Raw genomic sequence first — 13,423 nt, forward strand, 5'->3', positions numbered from 1 at the left:
TTCAGTGCGTGCGGCGGCGGTAGATCCACAGCCGCGCCGGCGGGATGTTGCGCAGGATGAAGTCGAAATGCTCGACGGTATAGTCGCCGCGTCCCGGCGGGATGGGCGACATCGGGCCGTAGGTGATCTGCACCACCGGCCTGCCTTCCGGCATGCGTGACAAAAGCCCGTCGAGATATTCGACGCGGCGCGGGACCGGGAAATTGAGCAGCGGCACGCCCGAGATGATCGAATCGAAGGTCAGGTCGGCCGCCTTGCCGAGCGTGGTGTCGAGATTGAAGGCATCGCCCTCGATGACGTTCACGCCGGGGAAATTGGTTCGCAGGTGGCGGGCGAAATCGGCCGAATATTCGACCGCATAGAGGTTCTGCGGCCTCACGCCGTGCCTGAGGATGGCCTTGGTGATGACGCCGGTGCCGGGGCCGAGCTCCAGCACCGGCAGGCCGGAGCCGAGGTCGATGACGGAGGCCATGCGCCGCGCGGTGACCGAACTGGTGGGAACGATGGCGCCGACCGCTTTCGGCTTGTCGATCCAGCCCTTGAAGAATTTGAGCTCGTCGTCGAACTTTGCCGCCAGCGTCTTGCGCAGTCCGGTTCCTCTAGCCATGCAAATCTCCTGCGGCCCCCGTCGTCGTACTTAGCATCTGGCTGGCCCGGTTCAAGGAAAAATCTGGCCTAAGATGCTGATGCCGCGACGGAAGCGGACAGGGCCCCGTCTCGCTGTGCGGCGGCCCCTTACTTCTCGGCAAAGGAATCGAAGAAGTCCTTCATGCGGGTGAAGAAGCCGCTCGATTGCGGCGAGTTCTCCTGGCTGGAGATCTGTTCGAACTCCTCCAGCAATTCGCGCTGGCGCCGGGTCAGGTTCTGCGGCGTCTCGACCGCCGTCTGGATGTAGAGATCGCCGATCTGCGGCTGGCGCAGCACCGGCATGCCCTTGCCCTTGAGGCGGAACTGGCGGCCGTTCTGGGTGCCTTCCGGCACCTTCACGCGGGTCTGGCTGCCGTCCAGCGTCGTCACCTCGAAGGAGCCGCCGAGCGCCGCCGTGGTCATCGAGATCGGCACCTTGCAATAGAGGTCGGCGCCGTCGCGCTGGAAGAATTCGTGCGGCTTCACCGACAGGAAGATGTAGAGGTCGCCGGCAGGCCCGCCGCGCAGGCCCGCCTCGCCCTCGCCGGCCAGCCGGATGCGGGTGCCGTCCTCGATGCCGGCCGGGATGTTGACCGACAGCGAGCGCTCCTCGGTGGTGCGGCCCTGGCCATGGCACTTGCCGCACGGATCCTTGATGGTCTGGCCGCGCCCCTGGCATTGCGGGCAGGTGCGCTCGATGGAGAAGAAGCCCTGGCTGGCGCGCACCTTGCCGTGGCCGCCGCACATGGTGCAGGTGACCGGCTGGGTGCCGGGCTTGGCGCCGGAGCCGGCGCATTCGTCGCAGGAGACCGAGGCCGGCACATGGATCTGTGCCGTCTTGCCGGTGAAGGCTTCCTCCAGCGAAATTTCCATGTTGTAGCGCAGGTCGGCGCCGCGTTCGCGCCCGCCGGAGGAGCGGCGGCGCCCGCCGCCCATCATCTCGCCGAAGATGTCCTCGAAGATGTCGGCGAAGCCGCCGGCGGCAAAGCCGTGGGCGGCGCCGTTCATGCCGCCGTTCTCGAAGGCCGCATGGCCGAAGCGGTCGTAGGCGGCCCGCTTCTGCGGGTCCTTGAGGCACTCATAGGCCTCGTTGATTTCCTTGAACTTGTGCTCGCAGGCGTGGTCGCCCGGATTGCGGTCGGGATGGAACTGCATGGCGAGCTTGCGGAAGGCGCTCTTGAGTTCCTTGTCGTCCGCGCTTTTGCTCACACCGAGCGTTTCGTAGAAATCAGCCTTCATTTAAAGCCCGTCTTGGTTCTGCTGCCCGATGGCTCCAAATCGGCCGAAACGGCCATTCCTTGTCGATCGAAGCGTCTGGAACGATTTTCCGGTTACCGGCCTGTGTGCCGCATTGTCATGCGCCTGAAACGCACGGTTCCCGGAGCGTTCCGCTTTTCTTTCGTGGCCTTCGATTTAGGTGCTGCGCGGTCCCGATGCCAGAGCCGGCAAAGGTCCGGGCGCATTTTTCCGGCCGAAGTTGCAGAAAAGCCCGGCCTGGACCGGGCTTTTCACTGTTCGCGTCGAAGATCAGGCCGACTTCTTCTTGTCGTCGTCCTCGTTGATCTCCTCGAAGTCGGCGTCGACCACGTCGCCGTCCTTGGCGGCATCCGCCTTGGCGTCGGCTTCGGCCGCTTCCTTCTGCGAGGCCTCGTACATGGCCTGGCCGAGCTTCATCGAAACCTCGGCCAGCGTCTGGGTCTTGGCCTCGATGTCGGCCGGGTCGTCGCCCTCGGCGGCGGTCTTCAGCGCCGCAATGGCGTCGGAGATGGCCGTGCGGTCGGCTTCCGAAACCTTGTCGCCATAGTCCTTCAGCGACTTCTCGCTGGAATGGATCAGCGATTCGGCCTGGTTGCGGGCCTCGACCAGCGCCTTGCGCTTCTTGTCGGCCTCGGCATTGGCCTCGGCGTCCTTGACCATCTTCTCGATGTCGGCGTCGGACAGGCCGCCCGAAGCCTGGATGCGGATCTGGTGCTCCTTGCCGGTGCCCTTGTCCTTGGCCGAGACGTTGACGATGCCGTTGGCGTCGATGTCGAAGGTGACCTCGATCTGCGGCACGCCGCGCGGTGCGGGCGGGATGCCGACCAGATCGAACTGGCCGAGCAGCTTGTTGTCGGCCGCCATCTCGCGCTCGCCCTGGAAGACCCGGATCGTCACCGCGTTCTGGTTGTCCTCGGCGGTGGAGAAGGTCTGGCTCTTCTTGGTCGGGATGGTGGTGTTGCGCTCGATGAGGCGAGTGAACACGCCGCCCAGCGTCTCGATGCCCAGCGACAGCGGGGTCACGTCGAGCAAGAGCACGTCCTTGACGTCGCCCTGCAGCACGCCGGCCTGGATCGCCGCGCCCATCGCCACCACCTCGTCGGGGTTGACGCCCTTGTGCGGCTCCTTGCCGAAGAACTGCTTCACCACTTCCTGGATCTTGGGCATGCGGGTCATGCCGCCGACCAGGACTACCTCGTCGATCTCGCCCGCCTTGATGCCGGCATCCTTGAGCGCCGCCTTGCACGGCTCGATGGTGCGCTGGACGAGGTCGTCGACCAGGCTCTCGAACTTGGCGCGGGTCAGCTTCAGCGTCAGGTGCTTCGGCCCGCTGGCGTCGGCGGTGATGAAGGGCAGGTTGATCTCGGTCTGGGTGGTGGACGACAGCTCGATCTTGGCCTTCTCGGCGGCTTCCTTCAGGCGCTGCAGGGCGAGCTTGTCGTTGCGCAGGTCGATGCCCTGGTCCTTCTTGAACTCGTCGGCCAGATACTCGACCAGACGCATGTCGAAGTCCTCGCCGCCGAGGAAGGTGTCGCCATTGGTCGACTTCACCTCGAACACGCCGTCGCCGATCTCCAGCACCGAGATGTCGAAGGTGCCGCCGCCAAGGTCGTAGACGGCGATGGTCTTGCCGTCCTTCTTGTCGAGGCCGTAGGCGAGTGCGGCCGCGGTCGGCTCGTTGATGATGCGCAGCACTTCCAGGCCGGCGATCTTGCCGGCGTCCTTGGTGGCCTGGCGCTGGGCGTCGTTGAAATAGGCGGGAACGGTGATGACGGCCTTCTCGACCTTCTCGCCGAGGTAGGCTTCCGCCGTCTCCTTCATCTTCTGCAGGATCATCGCCGAGATCTGCGAGGGCGACTGCTTCTTAGCCCCGGCCTCGACCCAGGCGTCGCCATTGTCGCCCTTGACGATCTTGTAGGGGACGAGCTTCTTGTCCTTTTCGGTGACCGGATCGTCATAGCGGCGGCCGATGAGGCGCTTGACCGCGAAGACGGTGTTTTCGGGATTGGTGACCGCCTGGCGCTTGGCCGGCTGGCCGACGAGGCGTTCGCCGTCGGAGGTGAAGGCGACGATCGAGGGGGTGGTGCGCGCGCCTTCCGCGTTTTCGATCACTTTCGCGTCCTTGCCGTCCATGACGGCGACGCAGGAATTCGTGGTTCCGAGGTCGATGCCGATTACTTTAGCCATTGGTTCAGTCTCTCCTTCAAGCAGGCTTTCAAGGACCCTGTCAGGCGTTCCGGCGAAAGCCCCTGTTCACAAGAATTTCCGTACGCGCCCGCTTGCATGGAACGGCCGGTACGGATCTGCGGCGTATATAAGAACAGGCTTCGCGGCGTGCAAGCGTTCTGCGCGCTGCTGACATGCTTGCAAGGCCCGGCGCGGCGAATCGGCGCAAAAAAGGCGTGAAATCGCGCTTTTTGGCTGTTTCTGGCCCCCGATCGCGGCTCCCGGGTGGGAAAAATTTGACCTTGGGCGGCGGCCCGCATAGAGCAGGCCGGCCGGCATCGAAGCCGGCTTCACCAACAGGACCAACGACATGGCCGGAAACGACGCCCTCGACCTCAACCCGGAACTTCTCGCCGCCGCCGGCGAGAACAAAGCCTGGCCGTTCGAGGAAGCGAAAAAAATCGTCGCCCGCTATGCAAAGACCGGGTTCCCGGAAACGATCCTGTTCGAGACCGGCTACGGCCCCTCGGGCCTGCCGCATATCGGCACCTTCGGCGAGGTGGCGCGCACCACCATGGTGCGCCATGCCTTCCGCATCCTCACGCAGGACAAGGTCAGGACGCGGCTTCTGGTGTTCTCCGACGACATGGACGGCATGCGCAAGATCCCGGACAACGTGCCCGACCGCGCCGCGCTGGAGCCTTACCTGCATATGCCGCTCACCGTCGTGCCGAACCCGTTCGGCGGCGACTACGCGAGCTTCGGCCATCACAACAACGCCATGCTGCGCCGCTTCCTCGACACCTTCGGCTTCGACTACGAGTTCGCCAGCGCGACCGACTACTACAAGGCGGGGCGCTTCGACGAGGTGCTGCTGCGCGCCGCAGAGCGCTATGACGACATCATGAAGGTGATGCTGCCGACGCTGGGCGAGGAGCGCCAGGCCACCTACAGCCCCTTCCTGCCGATCTCGCCCAAGAGCGGCCGCGTGCTCTACGTGCCGATGAAGCATGTCGACGCCGAGGCCGGCACCATCACCTTCGACGACGAGGACGGCACCGAGACCACGCTGCCGGTCACCGGCGGCGCGGTGAAGCTGCAATGGAAGCCGGATTTCGGCATGCGCTGGGCGGCGCTCGACGTCGATTTCGAGATGTTCGGCAAGGACCACCAGACCAACGCCGCGATCTACGACCGCATCTGCGAGATCCTCGGCGGGCGCGCGCCGGAACATTTCGTCTACGAACTGTTCCTCGACGAGAACGGCCAGAAGATCTCCAAGTCGAAGGGCAATGGCCTGACCATCGACGAGTGGCTGACCTATGCGCCGACCGAGAGCCTGGCGCTCTACATGTTCCAGAAGCCGCGCGTGGCCAAGAAGCTCTATTTCGACGTCATCCCGCGTGCCGTGGACGAATATTACCAGTTCCTGTCGGCCTATCCGAAGCAGGACTGGAAGAACCGTCTCGGCAATCCGGTCTGGCACATCCACAACGGCAATCCGCCTTCCATCGACCTGCCGGTGCCGTTCGCGCTGCTGCTCAATCTGGTCAGCGTCTCCAACGCCCAGAACAAGGATGTGCTGTGGGGCTTCATCTCGCGCTACGCGCCGGGCGTGACGCCTGCGACGCATCCCGAACTGGACAGGTTGACCGTCTATGCGATCCGCTATTTCGACGATTTCGTGAAGCCGTCGAAGGTCTACCGCGCGCCGGACGAGGTGGAGCGCGACGCGCTGGCGAAGCTGTCGCAGGCGCTGGCCGACCTGCCGCAGGGCGCCGACGGCGAGGCGATCCAGAACGCGGCGCTCAATGTGGCGCGCGCCATCGAGCGCTATCAGGACCACGCCAAGAAGAGCCCGGAGGGCGGACCGGGTGTCTCGGTCGCCTTCTTCCAGATGATCTATCAGGTGCTGATCGGTCAGGAGCGCGGTCCGCGCTTCGGCTCCTTCGCCGCGCTCTACGGCATCGCCGAGACCCGGGAGCTTATCGGGAAGGCGCTGGAAGGCCGTCTGGCGGCGTAGCCGGTACAAGTTCGGGAGGGCCGGGCAGCTCGATGATGCTGTCCGGCGCCGCCGGGGCTCCCGATCCCTGCGCCGGTGCCGGCGGCAGGCCCGAAAGGTCCGGCGCGTGGCCATAGATGCCTTTCCTGCCTTTTCGTGCCTTCTCCGCCGCCTGCGCATAGGGGCCGTCCTGCGGGGCGCGTGCCCAGCCGTTTTCCACCAGCCATTCGCCGATGTCCTGCCTGGCCAGCCGGCAGCGGGCGGTGAAATCGCCCTCGCTGTCATTTTCGGGTATGTCGCAGACCACGGCGCGGCCGCGCAGGAAGGCGCGGAAGGCGGTCGTGGCGCGGGTGCCGCACGGCCATTGCCGGCCGCTGTCCGTGCAGGTTTCGTCCGGCGCCACCGGGTCGATGCCGGCGACGGTCACGGTCCGGCCCTGCGCCTTGATGCGCCCGGCGCCGGTGGCGAGCGGGCGAAACAGCGTCGCGCCCTTCCATTCGGCATCGGGCTTCGGCTTGGGCGGAACGGCGAGGGAAAGCTCGCTCAGCGGCTCGCGCGGCGGCAGCCGTTCCAGTTCGGAGGGCTCCAGCGGCGGCGGGGCGATGACGTCCGGCTCGATCGGCCGCGAGGGGAGGGAAGATTGCGGCACGGCTTCGGAGGGCTCGGGTGCGGTGTCCTCCGGTTCCGCCTCCGGGAAGACATCGTTGATTTCCGTGTCGAAGACGATGCCGCTTTCGGATTGCGGTTCCGCATCCGCCCCCGGATTCAGCGCCCTTCCGCCGGCCACGACCAGAACGGTCATGATCAGCAGGCAAAGCGCCGCGAAGCCGGCATGCAGGGGTTTCATCGCTATTGGCTCGCCCACACGATCCGCGCCATCCACTCCACCTCATGGACGGGGAATTCGCGATCCGGATGTTCGGGATTGAGCGAGACCAGCGAGATCGTCCTGGCGCTCTGACGGCTGAGCACCTTGGCCATGACCTCGCCGGACGTGGTCTTGACCACCACGCGGTCGCCCTTGCGCACGCTGGCGCCCGGTTCGACGATCAGCACGTCGCCGTCGCGATAGAGCGGCAGCATGGAATCGCCCTGGACCTTCAGCGCATAGGCGGGGCCGCCGCCCGGTGCCGGCAGTTCGATCAGGTCCCAGCCATGGCCGACGGGGAAGCCGGCATCGTCGAAGAAGCCGCCGGCGCCCGCCTGCGCGAAGCCGACCAGCGGCACGGAGGGGCGCCGCGCCGGCAGGGCGTCGGGCGCGGCGGTGGCCCGGTCCTCGACCAGCGCGATAAATTCGTTCAGCGAGGAGCCGGTCGCCTCGATGATCTTGGCCAGCGATTCGGTCGACGGCCATCGCGGCCGCCCGTCGGCCGACAGCCGCTTGGACTTGTTGAAGGCGGTGGAATCGAGCCCCGCCCGCCGGGCAAGGCCCGATGCGGACAGCGAGTGGCGCTCGGCGAGCGCGTCGATGGCGGCCCATACGCGGTCATGCGAGAGCATGCGCCTGAGGTCTCCGAACAGGAAAAAATACCTTTCGATTTTTATCCCCGCCCGCCCGGCTTGTCCACCCGCGAGGCGGCAACCGTCAGCGCTGCGCCTTGGCGGCGGCGCGCATGGCCGTATGCGAGGCCATGAAGCTGCGTTCGTCGGCATCGAGCGGGCGCGGCGTGGCCTGCTTGCCGAGCGCGATGACGACCTCCTCCATGTCGAGGAAGCGTCGGGCGGCGCGGTCATAGACGCCGGCGGTGGTCATGATCACCGCCGCCGTCTCGCCGCTTTCGAGCACGAAGCGATGCCGGCCGATGGCCTGCGTGCCTTCCCAGGTCTCGATGGAGGAAAGGACGTCGAAGCGCTGCCACAGGCGGATCTCGCGCACGAAGACGGTCTGCAATCCGCCCAGCATCGGCGCCCAGCGATGCTTGCGGGCCGCCTGCCACAACCCGGCGCGCAGGAACACGTCGATGCGGCCGACATCGGCCAGCATCATGTAGCGGGCATTGTTGAGATGAAGGTTGGCGTCGATGTCGGTCGGCAGGCAGCGGAAGCCGAGCCGGCTTTCCTCGCCCATGTGGTAGTCGCCACGGCTTTTCGCCGTCGCCATCATCCGCGCCAGCCGCGCCCACACATACATGTCAGTTCACCTTCACGGGCCCCTCGGCCGTCTTCCACCCGGGGAGAGGGCGGTTTGCGAAGCAGGCCGGGTGGGGGGAAGCAAACACCCGGCCTGCGTTTGTTTGTCCGGCGCGCGCCCCGCGTCAGGCGGCCTTCCGCGCCTCGCCGTAAGGGTCGAAGCGCTGGTAGAAGCTGTCGCCCCTGGCGGCCATGTCGACGAGCAGCTTCGGCGCCTTGAATTCCGCCCCGTATTTCTTCTGCAGCCGCTTGGCGATGCTCACGAAGCGGGCCGCGCCGATGCCGTCGATATAGGAGAGCACGCCGCCGGTATAGGGCGCGAAGCCGAAGGCCAGGATCGAGCCGACATCGGCCTCGCGCGGGTCGGTCACGATCTTTTCCTCCATCACCCGCACCGCTTCCAGCGCAATGACGACGAGGAAGCGCTGCTTCAGCTCCTCGAAGTCGATGTCGTCGGGGTTCTGCTGCGGATAGAGGTCCTTCAGGCCCGGCCACAGATGCTTCTTGGCCGGCTTTGCCGGGTAGTCGTAGAAACCCTTGCCGTTCTTGCGGCCGAGGCGGCCGTGCTTGTCGACCATGGTGTCGACCAGCGCCATCTGTTGGGGGTCGACCGCCTTTTCGCCGAGATCGCGCAGGGTCTGCTTCATGATCTTCTGGGCGAGGTCGATGGCCGTCTCGTCGTTGAGCGCCAGCGGCCCGACCGGCATGCCGGCGGCCTTGGCGGCGTTCTCGATCATCGCTGCCGGCACGCCCTCGATCAGCATCTTGTAGGCCTCGCCGATATAGCGCAGCACGCAGCGGTTGACGAAGAAGCCGCGCGTGTCGTTGACCACGATCGGCGTCTTCTTGATCGCCCGCACATAGTCGATGGCCACGGCCAGCGCCTTGCCGCCGGTCTTCTTGCCGAGGATGATCTCGACCAGCATCATCTTGTCGACCGGGGAGAAGAAGTGGATGCCGACGAAGTTCTTCGGCCTCGCCGAGTTCTTGGCCAGCGAGGTGATCGGAATGGTCGAAGTGTTGGAGGCGAAGATAGCCGTCGACTTCAGCACGGCTTCCGCCTGCTCGGTCGCGGCCTTCTTGACGCCCGAATCCTCGAACACCGCCTCGACCACGAGGTCGCAGCCATTGAGGTCGGCATAGTCGGCGCTCGGCGTGATCAGCGCCAGAAGCTTTTCCTTGTCGGCCTGCGTGGCGCGGCCCTTCTTGATGGCGCCGTCCATCAGGCTTTCGGAATGGGCCTTGCCCTTGTCGGCGGATGCCTGGTCGCGGTCGAGCAGCACCACGGGAATGCCGGCCTTGGCCGTGACATAGGCGATGCCCGCGCCCATGAAGCCTGCGCCGATGACTCCGATCTTTTTGAACTTCGTCTCCGGCACGCCCTCGGGGCGGCGCGCGCCCTTGTTCAGCTCCTGCAACGAAATGAACAGCGAGCGAATCATCGCGGCCGCTTCGGGGCTCTGCATGATCTGGGTGAAATAGCGCTGCTCGATGCGCAGCGCTGTGTCGAACGGCACCAGAAGGCCTTCATAGACGCATTTCAGGATCGCCGCTGCGGCCGGATAGTTGCCGTAGGTCTCGCGGCGCAGGATGGCGATGGCCGGTGGCCACAGATTGGCGCCCGCCGCCGAATAGACCGGCCCGCCGGGCAGCTTGAAACCCTTCTGGTCCCATGGTTGCACGGCCGAAAGCCCGTTCCTGATCAGGGTCTTGGCGGCCTCGATCAGCTTGGCCGGCTCGGCGATCTCGGTGATCAGGCCCATTGACTTGGCCTTCTTCGGCGTCAGCGTCTGGCCGCTGGTCAGCATCTGCAGGGCCTGCTGCTGGTCGGTCAGGCGCGGCACCCGCTGGGTGCCGCCGGCACCTGGGAAGATGCCGATCTTGACCTCGGGCAGCGCCATCTTGACCTTGTCGCTGTCGGCGGCGACGCGGGCGTGGCAGGCGAGCGAAAGCTCGAACGCGCCGCCCATGCAGGTGCCGTTGATGGCCGACACCCACGGCTTGCCGCAGGTTTCCAGCTTGCGGAACAGGCCGGTCATGTAGCCGGCGGTCTCGAACAGCTTCTGCGTGGCCTTGACCGGATCGCTGGCCTTCTCCTCGGCGAAGATCGACAGCATCTTTTGCAGCATGGTGATGTCGGCGCCGCCGGAGAACGTATCCTTGCCGGAGGTGATGACGGCGCCCTTGATGGCCCCGTCGCCGGTCACGCGGTCGACGATGCTGTCCAGTTCGCGCATCGCCTCTTCGGTGAACACGTTCATCGACCGGTCGGGCATGTCCCAGGTGACGAGGGCGATGCCGTCGGCATCGGTTTCGACGGTGAAGTTCTTGTAGGTCATCTGTCCTGCCCTCCGATCAGACGCGTTCGATGATGGTGGCGGTGCCCATGCCCGCACCGATGCACAGCGTCACCAGCGCGGTGTTGAGGTCGCGCCGCTCCAGCTCGTCCAGCACGGTGCCGAGGATCATCGCGCCGGTGGCTCCCAGCGGATGGCCCATGGCGATGGCGCCGCCGGCGACGTTGATCTTGTCGTGCGGAATGTCGAAGGCCTGCATGTAGCGCAGCACGACGCTGGCGAAAGCCTCGTTGAGTTCGAACAGGTCGATGTCCGAGATCTTCATCCTGGCGCGCTTGAGCAGCTTCTCGGTCACGTCCACCGGACCGGTCAGCATCAGCACCGGCTCGGAACCGATGTTGGCGAAGGCGCGGATGCGCGCGCGCGGCTTCGCGCCGAGCGCCTTGCCGGCCTTCTTGGAGCCGAGCAGCACGGCGGCGGCGCCGTCGACGATGCCGGAGGAATTGCCGGCGTGGTGGACGTGGTTGACCGCCTCGACCTCGGGGTGCTTCTGCACCGCCACGGCGTCGAAGCCGCCCATCTCGCCCGGCATGACGAAGGACGGGTTGAGGGAAGCCAGCGCCTGCATGTCGGTGTCGGGTCGCATGTGCTCGTCACGGTCGAGGATGGTCAGGCCGTTCTGGTCCCTGACCGGAATGACCGAGTTCCTGAACCAGCCCTTTTCCCAGGCATGCGCGGCGCGCTTCTGGCTCTCCACCGCATAGGCGTCGACGTCGTCGCGGGAGAAGCCGTATTTGGTGGCGATGAGGTCGGCCGAGATGCCCTGCGGCACGAACCAGCCGGGCAGGCCGACCGAGGGGTCCATGAACCAGGCGCCGCCGGCCGCGCCCATGCCGACGCGGCTCATCGATTCCACGCCGCCGGCGATGACGATGTCGTCGGCGCCCTGGGCGATCTTGGCCGCGCCGAAATTGATGGCGTCGAGGCCGGAGGCGCAGAAGCGCGAGATCTGCATGCCCGGCGCCTTGTCGTCGAAGCCGGCCTCGAAGGCGGCGGCGCGCGGGATCACCGCGCCGGCTTCGCCGACCGGATCGACGCAACCGAAGATGATGTCGTCGACCGTGCCGGTGTCGAGCCCGTTGCGGTCGCGGATCGCTTCCAGCGTCTTCGCAGCCAGCCGCACGGCCGGCACCTCGTGCAGCGATCCGTCCTTCTTGCCGCGCCCGCGCGGGGTGCGCACCGCGTCATAGACATAGGCTTCAGCCATGATGTGCTTCCTTCCCTGAAGATTCGAATACGGGCTCGACGCGAACGTCGCTCCTGACGGAATTGGCGATGAAGCAGACCTCATGCGCCTTGTGATGGAGGTCATCGAGCGTGGCACGGTCGGCGTCGCAGTCGATGCGCGGCCGCAGCGTCACCTTGGTCAGCGCGATGCGGCCCTCGGCGGTCTTTTCCAGGATGCCTTCCGCCGCATCGTGATAGGCGCGCACGATGACGCCGGCGCGGCGCGCAAGGTCGAGGAACGACATCATGTGGCAGGAGGACAGTGCCGCCACCATCAGTTCTTCCGGATCGACGGCCGTCGGGTCGGAATAGGGGCGCGGCACGACGCTCGGCGAGGCCGAGGCCCGCACCGCAAGGCCGTTGTCGAAGCGGATTTCATGCACGCGCGAATAGCGCCCGGCGGGGAAATTCTCTTCCGGATTGGCCTTCCACTCGATTTCCGCGACATAGGTCGACATGGGGTTCCTCAGAGGCTTCGTGCGATCAGCAGTTTCATGATCTCGTTGGTGCCGCCATAGATGCGCTGCACCCGGGCGTCGCGCCACATGCGCGCGATCGGATATTCGTTCATATAGCCATAGCCGCCATGCAGTTGCAGGCACTCGTCCATCACCCTGCCTTGCAGGTCGGAGAGCCAGTACTTGGCCATGGAGGCGGTGGCGGGGTCGAGCCCGCCCTCGATGTGGCGCTTCACGCAATCATTGTAGAAGACGCGGCCGATGGTGATTTCGGTCTTCAGTTCCGCCAGCTTGAACTGGGTGTTCTGGAAGGAAAGGATCGGCTGGCCGAAGGCCTTGCGCTCCTTGACATAGTCGATGGTCAGCGCCAGCGCCCGCTCGGCCATGGCGATCGCCGTGGTGCCGATCATCAGCCGCTCCTGCGGAAGCTGCTGCATGAGCTGGACGAAGCCCTGGCCTTCCTCCGCGCCCAGCAGGTTCGCGGTGGGCACCCGCAGGTCGTTGAAGAACAGCTCGGACGTGTCGTTGGCCTTGAGGCCGATCTTGTCGAGGTTGCGGCCGCGCTCGAAGCCTTCGGCGCCGTCCGTCTCGACCACGATCAGCGAGGTGCCCTTGGCGCCCTTGTCCGGGTCGGTCTTGGCCACGATGATGATCAGGTTGGCGTTCTGGCCGTTGGTGATGAAGGTCTTCGAGCCGTTGATGCGGTAATGGTTGCCGTCCCTGTCGGCGCGGGTGCGTATGCCCTGCAGGTCGGAGCCGGCGCCCGGCTCGGTCATGGCGATGGCGCCGATCAGCTCGCCGCTGGCCAGCTTCGGCAGCCATTTCTTCTTCTGTTCCTCCGAGCCGTAGTGGAGGATGTACGGGGCGACGATAGCGTTGTGCAGGCCGATGCCGAAGCCGTCGACGCCGACATGGCTGATGGCCTCGATGATGGCACTCTCATGGGCGAAGCTGCCGCCCGCGCCGCCATATTCCTCCGGCATGGAAGGGCAGAGCAGGCCTGCTGCGCCCGCCTTTTCCCAGGCGGAGCGGTCGACGATCTCGTTCTTCTCGTAGGCCTCGTAATGCGGCGCGACCTCCTCCGAAAGAAAGCGGTGCGCCATGTCGTAGAGCATGCCGACATCTTCGCTCGCCCATTCAGGCTTCGGCACGGAGAGCACTTCGGCGGGGCTGGTCATGGTTTTTCTCCGATGCCTCCC

The 13,423-nt window shown here is 65.8% G+C and carries 11 protein-coding genes; 1 reads left to right on the plus strand and 10 read right to left on the minus strand.

The genetic code is table 11. The features are described from left to right. Position 1: 1 nt before the first annotated feature. From pmtA to dnaK, 3 genes are all read right to left on the minus strand, one after another. Positions 2-607 (minus strand): phospholipid N-methyltransferase PmtA, encoded by a 606-nt coding sequence (pmtA, locus tag ABID37_RS10590; protein ID WP_354194435.1) that lies wholly within the window; start codon positions 605-607, stop codon positions 2-4. A 128-nt stretch (positions 608-735) separates the two neighbouring features. Beyond that, the gene (gene dnaJ / locus ABID37_RS10595) at positions 736-1,866 is read right to left on the minus strand and encodes a molecular chaperone DnaJ (RefSeq protein ID WP_354194437.1); all 1,131 of its coding nucleotides are present in this window, start codon (positions 1,864-1,866) and stop codon (positions 736-738) included. A gap of 288 nt (positions 1,867-2,154) precedes the next feature. Then, positions 2,155-4,071, minus strand: a complete 1,917-nt coding sequence (gene dnaK, locus ABID37_RS10600; protein WP_354194439.1) for a molecular chaperone DnaK — start codon at positions 4,069-4,071, stop codon at positions 2,155-2,157. Positions 4,072-4,420: 349 nt separating this feature from the next. Between dnaK and ABID37_RS10605 the strand changes: the two genes are divergently transcribed. Further along, positions 4,421-6,073 (plus strand): lysine--tRNA ligase, encoded by a 1,653-nt coding sequence (locus ABID37_RS10605; protein ID WP_354194441.1) that lies wholly within the window; start codon positions 4,421-4,423, stop codon positions 6,071-6,073. On the opposite strand, the gene ABID37_RS10610 is transcribed toward ABID37_RS10605, so the two are convergent. From ABID37_RS10610 to ABID37_RS10640, 7 genes are all read right to left on the minus strand, one after another. Then, positions 6,036-6,899, minus strand: coding sequence for a thermonuclease family protein (locus ABID37_RS10610; protein WP_354194443.1), 864 nt, complete (start codon positions 6,897-6,899; stop codon positions 6,036-6,038). The genes ABID37_RS10605 and ABID37_RS10610 overlap by 38 nt on opposite strands. Before the next feature lie 2 nt (positions 6,900-6,901). After that, entirely contained in the window at positions 6,902-7,552 is a 651-nt protein-coding gene (locus tag ABID37_RS10615; RefSeq protein ID WP_354194445.1) for a S24 family peptidase, read from the minus strand. 85 nt (positions 7,553-7,637) lie between these two features. Then, positions 7,638-8,183: a thioesterase family protein gene (locus ABID37_RS10620; protein ID WP_354194447.1), complete on the minus strand. Its 546-nt coding sequence runs from the start codon at positions 8,181-8,183 to the stop codon at positions 7,638-7,640. Between the two features lie 124 nt (positions 8,184-8,307). After that, complete coding sequence (locus ABID37_RS10625) at positions 8,308-10,521, minus strand: 3-hydroxyacyl-CoA dehydrogenase NAD-binding domain-containing protein (RefSeq protein ID WP_354194449.1); 2,214 nt, start codon at positions 10,519-10,521, stop codon at positions 8,308-8,310. Between the two features lie 16 nt (positions 10,522-10,537). Next, positions 10,538-11,746 carry an acetyl-CoA C-acetyltransferase gene (locus ABID37_RS10630; RefSeq protein ID WP_354194451.1) on the minus strand — a complete coding sequence of 403 codons (1,209 nt, stop codon included), beginning with the start codon at positions 11,744-11,746 and terminating at the stop codon, positions 10,538-10,540. Next, a complete protein-coding gene (locus ABID37_RS10635; RefSeq protein ID WP_354194453.1) occupies positions 11,739-12,224 on the minus strand; it encodes an OsmC family protein in 486 nt (161 codons plus the stop codon). The genes ABID37_RS10630 and ABID37_RS10635 overlap by 8 nt, the downstream gene beginning before the upstream one ends. A gap of 8 nt (positions 12,225-12,232) precedes the next feature. Next, positions 12,233-13,402: an acyl-CoA dehydrogenase family protein gene (locus ABID37_RS10640; RefSeq protein WP_354194455.1), complete on the minus strand. Its 1,170-nt coding sequence runs from the start codon at positions 13,400-13,402 to the stop codon at positions 12,233-12,235. Positions 13,403-13,423: the final 21 nt, after the last annotated feature.

This window comes from Aquamicrobium terrae (assembly GCF_040545735.1).
GTDB classification, from domain to species: Bacteria; Pseudomonadota; Alphaproteobacteria; order Rhizobiales; family Rhizobiaceae; genus Mesorhizobium; species Mesorhizobium terrae_A.